The organism is Polaromonas sp. P4_H1 (assembly GCF_056400945.1).
This window is the reverse complement of the sequence record NZ_JBFUKG010000001.1, coordinates 318,199-334,729: the sequence shown is the minus strand read 5'-3', so window position 1 is coordinate 334,729 and position 16,531 is coordinate 318,199. Positions and strand designations below refer to the sequence as shown.

Genomic DNA, 16,531 nt, shown 5'->3' with positions numbered 1-16,531 from the left:
ACTGGCCTTTGCATTTTTCTTTACTTTTCATCCAGTGAGAAATTTTCATGCTGAGCTTTGACGACATTGAACACCTCTTCGCCGAGCGCGGCGGCGAGCAGTACAGCGGCGAACCGGTCACGCAGCTGCAGCATGCGCTGCAGACCGCGGCGCTCGGCGAGGCCGAAGGCGCCAGCGACGAACTGGTGACTGCCGCCCTGCTGCATGACCTGGGGCATTTGCTGCACGACTTGGGCGAGACGCCTTCGCTGCGCGGTGTGGACGACGTGCACCAGTACCGCGCCCTGCCCTTTTTGCGTGGCCTGTTTGCCGACGAGGTGCTGGACGCGATCAAGCTGCATGTGGACGCCAAGCGCTACCTGTGCGCCGCCCGGCGCGGCTACCATTCCAGCCTCTCGGCGGACTCCAAGCGCAGCCTGCTGCTGCAAGGGGGGATTTTCTCGGCCGAAGAAGCGGCGCGCTTCATTGCACAGCCGGGGGCCGAGGGGGCCGTGAAGCTGCGCCTCTGGGACGACCTGGCGAAGGACGCCAGCAGAATTACCCCGCCGTTGACGCATTTCCTCGCGCGCGCGCAGCGCTGTGCCCTGCCCCTGTCAAGGCCTGCGGTTGCCCTCTGACATCCTGGCGCTGACCTGGCCGGTGCTGGGTGCCGTGTTGTTCGGCGCCCTGCTGCACGCCGGCTGGAACGCTTTGGTCAAATCCAGCACGGACAAGGCGCTGGATATGGCGGTGATCCACCTGATCGGCTCCGTGCTGGCCGTGCCGCTGGTCGCGCTGGCGGGGTGGCCGCGCCCGGAAGCCTGGCCTTTCATCGCCGCCTCGGTGGTGATTCATATCGGCTACTACATCGCCACTACGCAGGCCTACCACCATGGCGACCTGGGCCTGACCTATCCGCTGATGCGCGGCGTGGCCCCCTTGCTGGTGGCCCTGTCGGCCACCTTCACGCTGGGTGAGACCCTGTCACCGCTGGCCTGGGCCGGCATCCTCGGCATCTGCTGCGGCGTGCTGGTGCTGGGCTTGAGCCGGCACGCGCTGCATGCGCGCAAGGCCGTCGGGTTTGCGCTTGCCAACGCGGTCATCATTGCCATTTACACGGTGGTCGATGCGCTGGGCGTGCGCGCATCGGGCAATGCCCTGCAGTATGTTGCCACGCTGTTCCTGCTGGACGGCTGGCCATTTGGCCTCCTGATGCTGGCCAGGCGCGGCCGTGCCATGGGGCACTATGCCCTGCAGCGCTGGCCGGTGGCCACCGGTGGCGCGCTGGCCTCGCTGGGCTCGTATGGCATTGCGCTGTGGGCGATGACCCGGGCGCCGGTGGCCACCGTGGCGGCCTTGCGCGAAACCTCGGTGCTGTTCGCCGTGCTACTGGGAACCTGGCTGTTGAAAGAGGCGTTCACGATGCGCCGGCTGCTTGGCACCTGCGTCATTGTGGGTGGCGTGATGGCTGTACGGCTGGCCTGACGGCCGCCATGCGTCTTCGCAGCCGTCGCGGCGTGATGCAGCGTTCAGCGCTGACGCGCTGGCTTCAGCCGACTTCACCCACCATCAGCCGCCATCAGCCGGCGTCGGGCAAGTCCATGCCGACAAAGCGCACGGCCACGCGCGTGCCCGGCGATTGCGGGTGGCCCGCCAGGGCCGCGTCTTCAATGGTGATGGTGGCGCCATGCTGCTTGGCGATCTCCAGCACAATCGCCAGCCCGAGGCCGGAGCCGTCGACGTTGGTGCCGAGCGCGCGGTAAAAGGGCTGGAACACCAGTTCGCGTTCCGACTCCGGGATGCCGGGCCCCGAGTCTTCCACCAGCAGCACCAGCACGCCACTGAAACGGTCGTTCAGCAGCCGCACCGTGACCTGGCCCTTCTCAGGCGTGTAGTTGATGGCGTTGTCCAGCAGGTTGCGCACCAGCTCCTTGAGCAGCGTCGGGTTGCCTTCAAGCTGGCTGGACGGCTCGCCGGCGGGCGGGCCGTCGTAGCCGAGGTCGATCTGCTTGTCGAGCGCGCGCGGCACCGAGTCGGCCATGACTTCCGAGACGATGTGCACCAGGTCCACGTGCTGCTTGGCCAGGCTGCGGCCGGTGGTTTCGGCGCGCGCCAGCGCCAGCAGCTGGTTGACGGTGTGGGTCGCGCGTATGCTGGCGCGGCCGATGTGCTTGAGCGATTTTTTGAGCTCGTCGGTGTCGGTTTCACGCTGCGCCAGGTCAGCCTGCATGCGCAGGCCTGCCAGCGGCGTCTTGAGCTGGTGCGCTGCGTCGGCCAGAAAGCGTTTTTGCGTGGTGAGCGACACTTTGAGCCGGCTCAGCAAATCGTTGATGGATGACACCAGTGGCGCGACTTCTTCAGGCACGAAGGTTTCATCGAGCGGGCTCATGTCGTCGGACTTGCGCGCGCGAATGCGTTTTTCAAGCTGTGCCAGCGGCTTGATGCCGCGCACCAGCGCCAGCCACACCAGCAGCACGGCCAGCGGCAGGGTCACGAACTGCGGCACCATCGTGCCCTTGACGATTTCCGTGGCCAGGGTTTTGCGTTTTTCCAGCGTTTCGGCCACCTGTACCAGCACGGTTTGCTGGTTTGCGGCGTTTGCCGCCTCGCGGGCGGCGCCGCCCGCTGGAGAGGCCGCCCGTCCCTGGGGCGGCGCGGTGGACGGACTGGCTCCCCCGCCCGCTGCTTCGTGTGCGGCGGTTTTCACGTCCACCTTGATCCAGGTGTAGGCCACGCGAACCTCTTCGCCCTGGATGACATCCTCGCGCAGCCGCACCTCGCCGTTGGTGGGCTTGTCCTCGTCGGGCGGCAGGGGCAGGTCGTGCTCGCCGCTGAGGTATTCGCCGTGCGTGCCCACCACCTGGTAGTAAACCAGGTCGGTGTCGTCGGCACGCAAAATTTCGCGCGCCGGTGCGGTCAGGTTGAACTGCACCTGGTTGTTCCTGACCACCACCAGCTTGGCCAGCGCCTGCACGTTGTATTCCAGCGCGCGGTCAAAAGGCTTGCCGGCAATGTTTTGCGCCACCAGCCAGGTCAGCGCCAGGCTGATCGGCCACAGCAGCAGCAGCGGCGTGAGCATCCAGTCGAGGATCTCGCCGAAAAGACTTCGGCGCTCACGCTGGAAGAGTCTTAAAGCCACAGATCAAAAAGCCTGGGAACGTTCGTCCGCCGGGCTTCCTCTTCAAGCCAACAGGGGCCGCGGAACCGGCTTTGCCGGGCCGCAGGCGCAGCGGCCCCCCCGGGGGGCAGAGAGCTACACGAAGTGAGCGAACGTGGGGGCTCCATCAGGGGATTTTTTCCAGGCAGTAGCCCAGGCCGCGCACCGTCGCAATGCGTATCGGCCCTTTTTCAATCTTCTTGCGCAGGCGGTGGATATAGACCTCGATGGCGTTGTTGCTGACTTCCTCGCCCCACTCGCACAGGCGCTCGACCAGCTGGTCCTTGCTCACCAGGCGGCCGGTGCGCTGCAGCAGCACTTCCAGCAAGCCCAGTTCGCGGGCCGACAGCTCCACCATCTGGCCGTCAATGGTGGCGACCCGCCCGGCCTGGTCATAGACCAGCGGGCCGTGCTTGATGGTGCTGCTGGCGCCGCCCATGCCGCGGCGGGTCAGGGCGCGCACGCGCGCTTCGAGTTCCTGCAGTGAAAAGGGCTTGGCCATGTAGTCGTCCGCGCCGTAGTCCAGGCCCTTGACGCGTTCTTCCACGCTGTCGGCGGCGGTGAGTATCAGCACCGGCAGCGCCGAGCCGCGCGCACGCAGCCTCTTCAGCACCTCCAGCCCATGCATGCGCGGCAGGCCCAGGTCGAGAATCAGCAAGTCAAATTCCGTGTTGGTGAGCAATGCGGCATCGGCCTCGGTGCCGCTCGCTACATGGTCCGCCGCTGCACCCGACGCGCGCAGGGTGCGCAGCAGGCCATCGGCCAGAACCTGGTCGTCTTCGGCAATCAGAATACGCATGGCTGTCTCCAGATATCAGCCCGCGGCAGGGCCTGCGGACGGTGGTTTTGGTTCTTCATCAAATTCTAGGCTTTTGCAGTCACGGGTTTGCTTACGAAATAGAGCCCCCACGCTTTTCACTGCGTGTAATGCGCTGCCCCCCGAGGGGGCGCTGCGCCTGCGGCCCCGCTGAGCCGGTTCCGCGGCCCCTGCTGGCCCAGGCGGGGAAGGGCCATCGCTGCTTACCATTCACGCCCCCGCATACGCCTCCAGCCCCAGCGCTACCACCGTCGCCACATCGGCCCCCACCGCCTGCCGGAACTCCTCTTCGGTCTGGCGCACCGCGCGCCGGAAGGCGTCCAGCCAGAGCAGGCCCGATTCGGTGAACACCACGCGGCGTGCGCGTTTGTCATGGGGATCGGGCTGGCGCGTGACCAGCCCCCAGGCCTGGCACTGGTCGACCAGATCGCCCATGGCCTGTTTGCTCATGCCGGCGCTCATCGCCAGGTCCGTCAGGCGCGAGCCGCCCACCGCCAGGTGCCGCGTGATGTGGATATGGGCGGCGCCCACCTGGTTGCGCGCCGCCAGATTGGACAGTGCCAGCGGCACGTCCGCATTGCTGGCCATCAGTGACAGCACGCGTTCGTCAAAGCGGCGCAGGGCGTGGCCGAGCAGGCGCCCCAAGTGGGTGAGGCGCCAGCCGGGTTCGACGACACCGGGTGGGCTGGTCATCGTCTGGGCATCCATGTTGGGCATCCGGGTATGGTAGCCCAAGGTAGTGCAATTGATCAGGAAAACTGACTAAAAATATGGTTTACTTATTTTTATAGCGCCCATAAAGTACTGGTCATGCATCCAGCGCTGTAATTAAAAGCAGAAACGACTGGGGACCCTGCAAAGAGTTTGAATTCTTTTAAGTTATTGATTTTCAAGGAGTTTTTTATGGAACTGACCAGCAAACTGAATCCCGCCCAAAACCCTGCACAAACCGCCGCCCTGAACACCGAAAAAGCCAAGGCCCTGCAGGCCGCACTGGCCCAGATCGAAAAGCAGTTCGGCAAAGGCACCATCATGAAGCTGGGCGCTGGCGAGGTGATCGAGGACATCCAGGTCGTTTCCACCGGCTCGCTGGGCCTGGACATTGCGCTGGGCGTCGGCGGCCTGCCGCGCGGCCGGGTGGTTGAAATCTACGGCCCGGAGTCGTCGGGCAAAACCACGCTGACCTTGCAGGTGATTGCCGAAATGCAAAAACTGGGCGGCACCTGCGCCTTCGTCGACGCCGAGCACGCGCTGGACATCCAGTACGCGCAAAAGCTGGGCGTCAACCTGCAGGAACTGCTGATCAGCCAGCCCGACACTGGCGAGCAGGCCCTGGAAATCGTTGATTCGCTGACCCGCTCAGGCGCGGTGGACCTGATCGTGGTCGACTCGGTGGCGGCGCTCACGCCCAAGGCCGAACTCGAAGGCGAAATGGGCGACTCGCTGCCCGGCCTGCAGGCCCGCCTGATGAGCCAGGCGCTGCGCAAGCTGACCGCCACCATCAAGAAGGCCAACTGCATGGTGATCTTCATCAACCAGATCCGCATGAAGATCGGTGTGATGTTCGGCTCGCCTGAAACCACGACTGGCGGCAATGCGCTGAAGTTCTACGCGTCGGTGCGTCTGGACATCCGCCGCATAGGCTCCATCAAGAAAGGCGAAGAGGTGATCGGCAACGAAACCCGCGTCAAGGTGGTCAAGAACAAGGTGGCGTCGCCCTTCAAGACGGCGGAGTTCGACATCCTGTATGGCGAGGGCATCAGCCGCCTGGGCGAGGTGCTGGACCTGGGTGTGGCCGGCCACATCGTCGAGAAAGCCGGCGCCTGGTATGCCTTCAACGGCGAAAAAATCGGCCAGGGCCGCGACAACTCGCGGGAATTCCTCAAGGAGAACCCGGACCTCGCGATCGAAATCGAAAACAAGGTGCGCGAGTCGCTGGGCGTGCCGCTGATCGCCGTGGCTGCCGCCGAGACGGGCGACAAGCCGGACAAGGCCGCCAAGGCCGAAAAACCCGCCAAAGCCGCCGCCTGATCCGGCTTTTTACAGGGCAAGTCAGGCGTGGACCTTAAGGTGACGGATGTGGAGGGCTATGAAAATAATAGCAACTGCGTGCCGCCACAAGCCTTGTACCCGTGCCCCACGCCTGCCGACCGAGCCATGACCTCCGACAAGCCAGCAGCCCCGGCGGGCTTCAAGCTCTCGCTCAAGGGCCGTGCCCTACGCTTGCTGGCGGCCCGCGAGCATTCGCGGGCCGAGCTGGAACGCAAGCTCGCACCCCACGAAGAAACGCCCGGCCAGCTGGCGCAGGTGCTCGATGACTTGCAGGCCAAAGACTTCATCAGCGAAGCGCGGGTGGTCGAGTCGGTGATCAACCGGCGCGCGGGCCGCTACGGCGCGGCGCGCATACGCCATGAGCTGCTGAACAAGGGGCTGGGCGCGGAGGTGGTGGCCGGGGCGATGGACAGCCTCAAGGCGACCGAACTGGAGCGCGCCCGCGAGGTCTGGCGCAAAAAGTTTGAAGGCCAGTCGCCCGATGCGGCTGGGCGTGCGAAGCAGATGCGCTTTTTGGCGGCGCGCGGTTTTGGCGGTGACGTGATTCGCCGCGTCGTTTCTCAATCAGAAGACGACTAGGAACTAAATGCAGATGGCGGCGCGGGCGCCGTGTTGGCGCCTACCCGGAATCAGCCTCAACGGGCCAGAGCAACTGAATGTGCAGGCCTTTGCCCTCGGGGCCTTCGCCAAGCGATATTTCGATCCGATGGCGATCGCAGATCTCCTTCGCGATCGCCAGCCCGAGGCCGGTGCCTTGCTCGCCGCTGCCGGCGCTGCGGTAGAAGCGCTCGAAGACCTTGAGGCGCTCGTCGATGGGAATGCCCGGGCCGTTGTCGATTACGCACAAGCGGGGCCGCCCATTGTGCCTATCCACCCGAACGGTGACGTGGCCGCCGGGCGGCGTGTAACTGATGGCGTTGTGCACCAGATTTGCGACGAGTTCGCGCAGCAACACAGGTTCGCCGCGCACCAGCACAAGCATGTCGCCTTCGAAACCAAGGTCGATTGATTTCGCCCGCGCCAAAACCAGCATCTCGAAGGTCTGATTGCGTGCCAGTTCGGCAAGATCTATTTCTTCGATGTCGAGTGTGCGACCGGGTTCACTCCGTGCCAGGCTCAGTAGCTGGTTCACAAGTCTCTGGGTCGATTGCGTGGACAGGTGAATGCCGCTGACCACGGTGCGCATGTGGTCAAGGTCGGTCTGTTGCAAGGCGTGATCGACCTGGGCGCGCAGCACGGTCAGTGGCGTCTTCAACTGGTGTGATGCGTTGGCGATGAATCGCACCTGGGCATCACTGAGCTGCCGCTGCCGTTCGGTATGCGCGTTGATCGCATGGATCAGGGGCGCTACTTCGCGCGGGACGCTGCGCGTGTCGATTGGCGTCAGGTCGTTCGCGCCGCGCGCGCGTACCTCGTCGCGTAGCCGTTTCAAGGGGGCCAGGCCGCGCTGCACGCCGAAGGCGATGAGCGCGGCCGCCGCTGTGATCAGCAGCAACTGCATTGCCGCCGCATCGGAGACGATGCGGCGCGTAAGCTGGCGCCGGGCGTCCATCGTTTCGGCCACCTGCACGATCAGGGATCGGGGCGCCATATCGTCCACCACCAACCAGGTCAGCGCCACCACGCGGATGTTCTGCCCCTTATAAACTGCGTCATAGAACAGCGGCTCGGTGTCTGGCTGCGTGGCCGGCGGCGGCAGGTCTTTGTAGCCGGTGATGTGGTGGCCATCGGCAAGGCCGGCGACGCGGTAGAAGATACGGTCCTGCGCGTCGGTACGCAGCATTTCCAGCGCAGCGTAGGGCAGGTCGGCCACAACCTGGCCGTTTTCCACACTCAGGCGCTCACCGATCACGAGCGCCGAACCGAGCAGCGTGCGGTCATAGGCTTCGTGAGCCTGCGCCAGGCTGCGCAGGTAGCCAATCGTTGACGCCAGCATCCACAGCCCCAGCGTCGGGATCAACAGCCAGCGCAGCAGCAGGCTACGCAGGCGCGTCATCGGCAACCTCGAGCACGTAACCGAGTCCGCGCAACGTGTGAATGGCCGCGCCGCTGCCGTCGATCCGGCGGCGCACACGGTGCACATAGAGCTCCAGCGCGTCGTTGCTGAGGACGGCGTCGCTGGTGCACAGGCGCTGGGTCAGCAGCAGCTTGTTGACCGGCCGGCCCGCGTGGACGATCAGGGCTTCCAGCAGGTCGTGCTCGCGTGGCGGCAAGTCCAGGTGCCGCGTGCCGAGCGCGAAGCGGCGCGATACCGTGTTGAATTCCAGCGCCGCCACGCGTAGCACCGCGTCGACCGAGCCGATCGAGCGCCGGTGCAGGGCGCGCAGGCGCGCTTCCAGTTCGGAAAGGTCGAACGGCTTGGGCAGGTAGTCGTCGGCACCGGCGTTCAGGCCCTGAACCCGGTCGTGGGTGTCGCCGTTGGCAGTGAGTACCAGCACTGGCACCTTGTCGCCGCGCTTGCGCAGGCGGCACAGGATTTCGAAACCACCCATGCGCGGCAACGCCAGGTCGAGCACCACGACGTCGAAGCTGCGTTCCTGCAATAGCGTATCGGCCAGCACGCCGTCGGCGCAGGATTCGACCTCGATGCCCAGCACCCCGAGCGATTGCTGCAGCGTCTGCACCAGTTGCAGGTGGTCCTCGATCAACAGGATGTGCATGGCGGGCTGGATGAATCACCGTCGACAGGGCCGGGGGTGCCCCGGGGCTCACGCAGGCGGTGCAAGCGTGCACGGTGATAATACCTCCCAGGAGACTTACGATGCCATTGAACCGCAGGGTGATCGGGGCCGGCTTGCTGGGCCTGGCGGCAAGTTCCATCGCGGCTGCGGCCGTCAGGGGCGGCGCCAGCGCGGCATCGGGCGCCCAGCGTGTGCGGGTTCTTGCGGCGACGGACCGGCACGCCATCGAGCCGCTGATCGCCGATTTCGAGCGCCGGCACGCCGGCCTGCAGGTAGACTACATCGAGCTCGGCAGCATGGCCCTGTACGAGCGCTTCCTGCGCCAGGGCGACGATGCACCCGATCGCGCCGACGTGCTGTGGAGTTCGGCCATGGATCTGCAGATCAAGCTGGTCAACGACGGCCACGCGCAGCGCTACGAAAGCCCGCACGCGCCAAACTTGCCCAAGTGGGCGGTCTGGAAGCACGAAGCCTATGGCACCACCCATGAACCGGTCGGGATGGCCGTGAACCGCCAGCTGCTGGCGGCCGGCGAAGTGCCGCGCACGCGTGCGGCCCTGGCCGCGTTGCTGCTGGCCGATACGCCGCGCTGGCGCGGCCGGGCCGCCACGTTCGACATCGCGCGGGCCGGTATCGGGTTCCTGGCCGCGGCGCAGGACGCGCTGGCCTCGCCGCGCTACTGGGAACTGGTGCGCGCCCTGGGCCAATGCCAGGCACGCCTGCATACCGGCACGCAGGGCATGCTCGAAAGCGTGGCGGCAGGCGAAGCGATGCTCGCCTACAACGTGCTGGGGAGCTATGCGCAGGCGTTCGCGCGCAGCCAGCCGGAGATCGGTGTCACCTATTTCCAGGACTACACGCTGGTGGTCTCGCGAGTGGCCTTCATCGCCCGCACCGCGCCCAATCCGCAAGGCGCCCGCCTGTGGCTCGACCACCTGCTGTCGGCGCCCGGCCAGGACCTGCTGGCTGCCGGCGGCTTGCCCGCCGTGCGGACGGGCGCCATGCAAAGCCCGCCGCAGGGCATCGCCTTCAGGCCGGTCGCGCTCGGCCCCGGCCTGCTCGCGCACCTGGACCGCAGCAAGCACGACGCGCTGCTCAAGCGCTGGCAGCGCGAGTTCGATCCTCAGCGCTGACCGACGCGGCGGTGCGGCCGAGGTCTGAAGCCCTGACGACCAGCACCGGGACCGATGAATGTTCCAGGGTACCGGTGGCCACCGATCCGATCAGGCCCGCCGTGTGCGAGCCCAGGCCGCGCGAACCCATGACGATCAGGTCGCAGCCCACGGCGGCCGCCACCCCGGCGATGGTGGCGCCGGGGTCCCCGACGCGCCGATGCTCCTGGAAGGCCAGGCCTTCGGCGCGCAGCCGGTCGCGCGCCGGCGCCAGCGCCTGCTCGCCGCGCTCGCGGTGGTAGTCTTCGAGCGTCTGCACCGCGACAAACGAGGCCACGTCGCCCGACAAGGGCCGCTGCACGTTGACCAGGTGCAGTTCGACGCCCTCGGGATCGCTTAGGTTCTGGCGCAGCACCAGCAGCTGATCGAGCGCGCGGGCCGCGCCCGGTGAGCCGTCGGTCGCCAGCAGGATGCGGCGCAGCAGCCCGGACACCCTGGGCACGACGGCAGGCGCGCTGGCGAGCCGTGTGGCGGCGGCGCGGCCGGCAATGGCCTTGCCGATCAGCATGACGCTGACGGCCCCCGTCAGCGGCGCCGCGTAGTGCAGCCACGCCGCCTGCGCGTCGATCCAGGCCTTGACCAGCGGGTCGCCGATCGCCATCTCGCCCGCGACCCAGCCCAGCAGCGCGGCGCCGATGGTGATGATGGACGGGAACCGTTCCATCAAGGTCAGCAGCAGCCGGCTGGCGAAGACCACCAGCGGGATCGAAATGGCCAGGCCGACGACCAGCAGCAGCGTGCTGCCCTTGGCCGCCGCCGCGACGGCGATCACGTTGTCCAGGCTCATCACCAGGTCGGCCAGCAGGATGGTCCGCACGGCCGCCGCCATGCTGGTGTTCGCGCCGCCGTGGCCTTCGCCTTCCTCTTCCGGCACCAGCAGCTTGACGGCGATCCAGAACAGCAGCACCGCGCCCACCAGCTTCAGGAAGGGCAGGCGCAGGAGTTCGACCGCCACGATGGTCAGCACGATGCGCATCACCACCGCCGCGCCGCTGCCCCAGGCCACGGCGCTCTTTTGCTGGGCGGGCGGCAGTCCGCGCGAGGCCAGCGCGATCACCACCGCGTTGTCGCCCGACAGCACGATATTGATGCCGATGATCTGCATCAGCGCGATCCAGAAAGCAGTTGCTCCGAAGTCCATGGTGTAGTTCCCTCCTGGTCAGACAGTTGCTGCGAGCTGCCGCCGCCTGGCCATGGCCGTCGTCACGCGGGGCAGCACCAGCACGCAGGCGATGATGATCAGCATGGCAATCGACATCGGCCGCTGCAGGAAGACCGTGAAGCTGCCCTCGCCGATGGACACCGCGTTGCGCAGCTGCGCCTCGGCCAGCGGCCCCAGGATCATCCCCACCACCACCGGCGCGGTCGGGAAGTCGTAGCGCCGCATCACGATGCCCACCAGGCCGATGCCGTACAACAGCACCAGATCGAAGGCGCTCTGGCGCATGCCGTAGGCGCCGACGGTGGCGAAGATCAGGATGCCCGCGTACAGCTGCGGCTTGGGGATCTTCAGCAGCTTGACCCACAGCTTGACCAGCGGCAGGTTCAGGATCAGCAGCATCACGTTGCCGATATACAGCGAGGCGATCAGCGCCCACACCAGCGCGGCCGATGTGGTGAACAGCTGCGGCCCCGGCTGGATGCCGTAGTTCTGGAACGCGCCCAGCAGGATGGCCGTGGTGTTGGAGGTGGGGATGCCCAGCGTCAGCAGGGGAATCAGCGCCGTAGTCACCGTGGCGTTGTTGGCGGCCTCCGGCCCGGCCACCCCCTCGATGGCGCCCTTGGTGCCGAACTCGGCGCGGTCTTCTCCCTTGGCCAGCTTCTTCTCGGTCGCATAGCTCAGGAAGGTGGGGATCTCGGTGCCGCCGGCCGGGATGCAGCCGAAGGGCGCGCCGATGGCCGTGCCGCGCAGCCAGGCCGGAATCGAACGCTTCCAGTCGCGGCCCGTCATGTAGACCTTGGTCAGCTTGTTCTGCGTGTCGACCACCCGGCCTTCGTACATGGCCGCATACAGCACCTCGGCCACCGCGAACAGGCCGACCGCCACGAGCACGATCTCGATGCCGTCCAGCAGTTCGGGCACGCCCATGGTGTAGCGGGCCTGGCCCGAGATCTGGTCCAGCCCCACCAGGCCTACCGCCAGCCCGATGAACAGTGCCGTCATGCCGCGCAGCGCGCTGGAGCCGAGCACGGCGCTGACTGTGGTGAATGCCAGCACCATCAGCAGGAAGTATTCCGGCGGGCCGAGCTTGACCGCGAACTCGGCGACGAAGGGCGCGAACAGCGTGACGACCACTGTGGCGATGGTGCCGGCCACGAAGGAACCGATGGCCGCCGTGGCCAGCGCCGCACCCGCCCGCCCGCTCTTGGCCATCTTGTTGCCCTCCATCGCCGTGACCATGCTGGCGGTTTCGCCTGGCGTGTTCAGCAGGATGGAGGTGGTCGAGCCGCCGTACATGGCGCCGTAGTAGATGCCCGCGAAGAAGATCATCGAAGCGGTGACTTCGACCTTGGCCGTGATCGGCAGCAGCATCGCCACGGCCACGGCGGGGCCGATGCCCGGAAGCACGCCCACCGCCGTGCCCAGCGCACAGCCGACCAGGGCCCAGAGCAGGTTGGCCGGCGAAATCGCCGTGGCAAAGCCTTGCAAAAGCGCGTTCAGGATGTCCATGTCAGTTGCTCCACCGCGCTGCGCGCGACCCGTGACTCAGGTAACGGATGTCATTGCGGGCTCGACCCGCAATCCACGGCAGCGCGCCTGGACGCCACGATGGATACCGGGTCGAGCCCGGGATGACAAGGCTTGATGGGGTCGGTTTCATTTCGGCTTTCATATCCAACCCGTTGTGGTGAGGCCCGGCAGGTTGATCGCCAGGAATTGGGTGAAGGTCCAGAACACCGGCGCTGAAATGGCCAGGCCCGTCGCCACGTCTGTCGCCACGGTCTGCGGCTTGCCGGCCGGCTGGCCGGCTGCGCGGCGCAGCCCCTGCACCGCGAGCACGTAGCACATCGTGCAGCTGAGGATGAAGCCCAGGGTGGTGATCAATGCCGCGTTGGCCAGCAAGCCGGCGGAGACCCACGCAAAACCGGGCCGATAGCCCTGCTCGGCGCCCGAGGGCTCTCCCATATTGCGATAGCCGCCCATGCGCGCCTCGCGGACGATCAGCACGCTGCACAGCGTGAGCACGCCGGCCACCAGCCACGGCAGGAAATTGGGCCCGATGCCGGAGTAGCCGGCGGCCGAGGGGATGGACACCGCGCCTGCGGCCAGCGCCACCCCGATCAGCCCGATGGCTGCGCCGACCAACGTCTGCGGCAGCGAATTGCCGGATGCCTGTTGTCGTGTCATTGTCTTTCCTCCTTTGCGCGTCAGACCATGCCCGACTTGACCATGGTCACGCGCATGCTGGCGAACTCGTCGTCGACGAACTTGTCGAAGGCCGGGCCGCTCAGCACGGCCGGCGTCCAGTTGTTCTTCTCCAGGGCCTCGGCCCAGAATTTGGTCTTGAGCGCGGCCAGCACCATGTCGGTCAGCGCGTTGCGCTGCGCGGGGCTGATGCCCGGCCCGCCGTACAGGCCGCGCCAATTGCCGATCTCCACGTTGATGCCCTGTTCCTTGAGCGTGGGCACGTTGATGCCCTTCAGGCGCTCGCCCGATGTCACCGCAATCGCCCGCATCTTGCCGCTGGTGATGTACTCGGCCAGCTCGCTGTAGCCGCCGCCGCCGACCGTCACGTTGCTCCCCAAAATGGCCGCCGTGGCTTCACCGCCCCCGCGGAAGGCCACATAGTTGATCTTGGCCGGGTCCACGCCGGCCTCGCGCGCGATCATGGCCGCCGCGATGTGCTCGGTGGAGCCGCGCGAGCCGCCGCCCCACTTCACGCTGCCGGGGTCCTTCTTGAGCTGGGCGACCACGTCGGCCATGGTCTTCAAGGGCGAGCTGGCCGGCAGGGCGAACACGTTGTACTCGCTGGTCAGGCGCGCGATCGGCGTCGCCTGCGACAGGCTCACCGGCGGCTTGCCGGTGATGATGCCGCCCAGCATCACGGCGCCCATCACCATGAGGCTGTTTGCGTCGCCCTTGCTGCTGTTGATGAACTGCGCCAGGCCCAGCGCGCCCGCGGCCCCGCCCTTGTTGTCGTAGCTCACGCTGTCGGCAGCCTTGGCTTCCTGTATTGCCTTGCCCAGAGCGCGACCCGTGGTGTCCCAGCCACCGCCGGGGTTGGCCGGAATCATCATCTTGAGGTTGACGCCGGCCCGCGCTGCGAGCGGCCATGCGCCGGCTCCCGCCAGCGCCAGTAAAGATTTCATGAATTCATCGCGACGCATGCTTGTCTCCTTGAAAGGTGCGGCCGATCTTGCTGCCGGCCCGCAGCGCCAAGCTTTCGGTGCGCTTTCAAATTGCGCGCGGCGAACTCGGTGGTTTCCCCAATCGGGTAATCGATAGGGTGCGATGAAAGGGTTTCGAAAGCGGCCCGGCGCGGCCGCCTCCTAGCATTCGCTACACATTCGAGCCACTCACAACGAAGGACAGCAATGAACGTCACCGGCATGCTGCACGGCGCCCGTCTCCTCAAGTTGGCGGGCTTTCCGACCCCGGAAATCCTGGGCCCCGACGCGAGCGAGTCGGCCATCAAGGCGCTGATCGCCAAACACGGACAAGTCTTTATCAAGCCGGTCTTCAAGGGCGGCGTCGGCAAGAAGGGCAAAGCCGGCCTGGTGGGCCGCGCCACCGACCTGAAAACCGCGCTGGCGGAGAAGGAGCGGCTGTACTTTTGCGAACACCGCCACGGCCATCAGTTCGCCAAGTCCAACGGCGTCACCTTCGAGGCTGGCGTACCCGCCGAGCACGAGGTGTATTTCTCGCTCACCGACAACACCCGCTATCGCGCGCCGACGATGACGCTGACGCACCACGGCGGCGTGGACATCGAGGAGCTGGACAAAACGCAGATCGTCAGCGTGCCGTTCAATCCGCTGACCGGCCTGAAGGCCTTTGTCGTGGCCAACGCGTTGTCCGAGCTGAAGGCACCCAGGCAGATCATCTCGCCGCTGGTGCAGCACCTGCCCAACCTCTGGGATCTGTTCCACGACTACGGCATGACCACGCTGGAGCTCAACCCGATCCGCCTGCGGCCCGACGCCAAGGGCCGGCTCACGCCGGTGGCCTGCGACTTCAAGTGCGGGTTCGACCGCGATGACCCGCGCTGGCAGCGGCTGGACCTGCCGGCCGACCTGTTCGCCGCCGACTATTCCGACTTCGAGCAGGAGATCAACCAGCTGCGCACCTACCAGGGCCAGAGCGACGTCTACATCATCAACGACAAGGGCACGATCCTCGCGCCCACCTTCGGCGGCGGCGCCAACTCGCTGGTCACGCAGATGCTGGGAGACGACGCCATCATTTCGTCGGACTTCGGCGGCAACCCGCCGTACGAGAAGATGAAATCGGTGGCGCGCATCTGCTTCAAGCACTGGCTCAAGCAGTCCAACGTGCTCTTCATCATTGGCGGCAAGAGCAACAACACTGACATCTTCGAAACCTTCCGCGCCATGGCCGATGCGCTGCGCGAGCACTTCGGCAAATACGGTCCGCAGCCGTTGTACCTGGTGGTCGGGCGAGGCGGGCCGAACCTGGTACGCGGCATGGGCGTGCTGCGCGACACCTGTGACGCGCTTGGCATTCCCTACCGCATCTTCGGTTTCGATTCGGCGATGAGCGAGGTGGTCGACTACGCGCGCCGGGTAGACGCCTGGATGAAGGCCGGCGGGCGCCAGCAGCTGGCGACCGCGATGAACCTCGCCGCCTGACCGCACTCCTGCGGCCGCACTTCAGTGAGCTCAAGGATGAACCCAATGTCCCTCTTTCGACGCGCCACGCTCCTGTTCGCCGCGTTGGCGCTGGCGTCTTGCAGCGGCCTGCCTGCCAAGCCTGAGGCGAAGACCCTCCATGTGATGACTTCCGGCGGCTTCACCGCGGCCTACAACGAACTCGTACCACGGTTCGAGCGCGACACCGGGCACAAGGTGAACACCGCCTATGGCGCGTCGATGGGCGCGGCGGCGGATTCGATCCCGAGCCGGCTCGGGCGCGGCGAGCCGGCCGACCTCGTGATCCTCGCCCGGCCCGCGCTCGACGCCCTAGTGGCGCAAGGCCACGTGGTGGCGGGCAGCCAGGTCGATCTGGTGCGCTCCCTGATCGGCTTCGCGGTGCGCACCGGAGCGCCGAAGCCCGATATCAGTACCATCGAAGCGCTCAAGCGCGCACTGCTCGATGCGCCGTCGGTCGCCTATTCGGCGAGCGCGAGCGGCGTGTACTACGAGACCGAGCTTTTGAAGCGGCTGGGCATCGAGGAGCGGGTGTTACCCAAGAGCAGGCGCATTCTGAGCGAGCGCGTCGGCACCGTGGTAGCGCGGGGCGACGCGGCGCTCGGGCTGCAGCAGGTCAGCGAACTGCTGCCCATCGAAGGCATCCAGTTCATCGGCGTGCTGCCGCCCGAGGTGCAACGAGTAACCGTGTTCTCCGTCGGCATTACCGTGAAGGCGCGTGAGCCCGAAGCGGCGCGGCAATTGATCGCCTTTTTCAGAGCGCCGACGGCGGTACCGCCGATCGTCAAGAGCGGGCTGGAGCCGGCGCCTCAATGACCGCGAAAGCGGACCCGAAAGCGAACGA

General features: G+C 66.4%; 16 protein-coding genes and 1 pseudogene. 7 read left to right on the top strand and 10 right to left on the bottom strand.

What is annotated here, in order from left to right; translation table 11 throughout:
* The first annotated feature begins 47 nt into the window (after positions 1 to 47).
* Both AC1DS5_RS01480 and AC1DS5_RS01475 read left to right on the top strand, forming a co-directional pair.
* A complete protein-coding gene (locus tag AC1DS5_RS01480; RefSeq protein ID WP_477716470.1) occupies positions 48 to 617 on the top strand; it encodes a phosphonate degradation HD-domain oxygenase in 570 nt (189 codons plus the stop codon).
* Positions 607 to 1,464 carry an EamA family transporter gene (locus AC1DS5_RS01475; RefSeq protein ID WP_477716469.1) on the top strand — a complete coding sequence of 286 codons (858 nt, stop codon included), beginning with the start codon at positions 607 to 609 and terminating at the stop codon, positions 1,462 to 1,464. Before AC1DS5_RS01480 ends, AC1DS5_RS01475 begins: the two co-directional genes overlap by 11 nt.
* Positions 1,465 to 1,558: 94 nt before the next feature.
* On the opposite strand, the gene AC1DS5_RS01470 is transcribed toward AC1DS5_RS01475, so the two are convergent.
* The 3 genes from AC1DS5_RS01470 to AC1DS5_RS01460 all read right to left on the bottom strand — a co-directional run bounded on the left by AC1DS5_RS01470 (position 1,559) and on the right by AC1DS5_RS01460 (position 4,670).
* Positions 1,559 to 3,058 (bottom strand): sensor histidine kinase, encoded by a 1,500-nt coding sequence (locus AC1DS5_RS01470; RefSeq protein ID WP_477716737.1) that lies wholly within the window; start codon positions 3,056 to 3,058, stop codon positions 1,559 to 1,561.
* A gap of 205 nt (positions 3,059 to 3,263) precedes the next feature.
* On the bottom strand, positions 3,264 to 3,935 hold the full coding sequence (locus tag AC1DS5_RS01465; protein ID WP_477716468.1) for a response regulator: 672 nt from the start codon (positions 3,933 to 3,935) through the stop codon (positions 3,264 to 3,266).
* Between the two features lie 228 nt (positions 3,936 to 4,163).
* Positions 4,164 to 4,670 carry a MarR family winged helix-turn-helix transcriptional regulator gene (locus AC1DS5_RS01460; RefSeq protein ID WP_477716467.1) on the bottom strand — a complete coding sequence of 169 codons (507 nt, stop codon included), beginning with the start codon at positions 4,668 to 4,670 and terminating at the stop codon, positions 4,164 to 4,166.
* Positions 4,671 to 4,856: 186 nt separating this feature from the next.
* Here AC1DS5_RS01460 and recA point away from each other — a divergent pair, with 186 nt between their 5' ends.
* Both recA and recX read left to right on the top strand, forming a co-directional pair.
* Positions 4,857 to 5,984, top strand: a complete 1,128-nt coding sequence (gene recA / locus AC1DS5_RS01455) for a recombinase RecA (protein ID WP_477716466.1) — start codon at positions 4,857 to 4,859, stop codon at positions 5,982 to 5,984.
* 126 nt (positions 5,985 to 6,110) lie between these two features.
* Positions 6,111 to 6,584, top strand: coding sequence for a recombination regulator RecX (gene recX, locus AC1DS5_RS01450; protein ID WP_477716465.1), 474 nt, complete (start codon positions 6,111 to 6,113; stop codon positions 6,582 to 6,584).
* Between the two features lie 40 nt (positions 6,585 to 6,624).
* On the opposite strand, the gene AC1DS5_RS01445 is transcribed toward recX, so the two are convergent.
* Both AC1DS5_RS01445 and AC1DS5_RS01440 read right to left on the bottom strand, forming a co-directional pair.
* Positions 6,625 to 8,001 (bottom strand): sensor histidine kinase, encoded by a 1,377-nt coding sequence (locus AC1DS5_RS01445; protein WP_477716464.1) that lies wholly within the window; start codon positions 7,999 to 8,001, stop codon positions 6,625 to 6,627.
* Entirely contained in the window at positions 7,985 to 8,665 is a 681-nt protein-coding gene (locus AC1DS5_RS01440) for a response regulator (RefSeq protein WP_477716463.1), read from the bottom strand. Before AC1DS5_RS01440 ends, AC1DS5_RS01445 begins: the two co-directional genes overlap by 17 nt.
* A 101-nt stretch (positions 8,666 to 8,766) precedes the next feature.
* On the opposite strand from AC1DS5_RS01440, the gene AC1DS5_RS01435 reads away from it, so the two are divergent.
* Positions 8,767 to 9,819 carry an ABC transporter substrate-binding protein gene (locus AC1DS5_RS01435; protein ID WP_477716462.1) on the top strand — a complete coding sequence of 351 codons (1,053 nt, stop codon included), beginning with the start codon at positions 8,767 to 8,769 and terminating at the stop codon, positions 9,817 to 9,819.
* On the opposite strand, the gene AC1DS5_RS01430 is transcribed toward AC1DS5_RS01435, so the two are convergent.
* From AC1DS5_RS01430 to AC1DS5_RS01410, 5 genes and pseudogenes are all read right to left on the bottom strand, one after another.
* The gene (locus tag AC1DS5_RS01430) at positions 9,782 to 10,291 is read right to left on the bottom strand and encodes a universal stress protein (RefSeq protein WP_477716736.1); all 510 of its coding nucleotides are present in this window, start codon (positions 10,289 to 10,291) and stop codon (positions 9,782 to 9,784) included. The two genes, AC1DS5_RS01435 and AC1DS5_RS01430, sit on opposite strands and share 38 nt — an antisense overlap.
* 18 nt (positions 10,292 to 10,309) lie before the next feature.
* Positions 10,310 to 10,999 (bottom strand): annotated as a pseudogene (locus AC1DS5_RS01425) (TerC family protein); the annotation flags it as partial.
* A gap of 18 nt (positions 11,000 to 11,017) precedes the next feature.
* Positions 11,018 to 12,529, bottom strand: coding sequence for a tripartite tricarboxylate transporter permease (locus tag AC1DS5_RS01420; protein ID WP_477716461.1), 1,512 nt, complete (start codon positions 12,527 to 12,529; stop codon positions 11,018 to 11,020).
* A 159-nt stretch (positions 12,530 to 12,688) separates the two neighbouring features.
* Positions 12,689 to 13,207, bottom strand: coding sequence for a tripartite tricarboxylate transporter TctB family protein (locus tag AC1DS5_RS01415; protein WP_477716460.1), 519 nt, complete (start codon positions 13,205 to 13,207; stop codon positions 12,689 to 12,691).
* 20 nt (positions 13,208 to 13,227) lie between these two features.
* Complete coding sequence (locus AC1DS5_RS01410; RefSeq protein ID WP_477716459.1) at positions 13,228 to 14,187, bottom strand: Bug family tripartite tricarboxylate transporter substrate binding protein; 960 nt, start codon at positions 14,185 to 14,187, stop codon at positions 13,228 to 13,230.
* A 207-nt stretch (positions 14,188 to 14,394) separates the two neighbouring features.
* Here AC1DS5_RS01410 and AC1DS5_RS01405 point away from each other — a divergent pair, with 207 nt between their 5' ends.
* Together AC1DS5_RS01405 and AC1DS5_RS01400 are read left to right on the top strand one after the other, a co-directional pair.
* Positions 14,395 to 15,669: an ATP citrate lyase citrate-binding domain-containing protein gene (locus AC1DS5_RS01405; RefSeq protein WP_477716458.1), complete on the top strand. Its 1,275-nt coding sequence runs from the start codon at positions 14,395 to 14,397 to the stop codon at positions 15,667 to 15,669.
* Between the two features lie 36 nt (positions 15,670 to 15,705).
* A complete protein-coding gene (locus AC1DS5_RS01400; RefSeq protein WP_477716457.1) occupies positions 15,706 to 16,503 on the top strand; it encodes a substrate-binding domain-containing protein in 798 nt (265 codons plus the stop codon).
* Positions 16,504 to 16,531 lie beyond the last annotated feature (28 nt).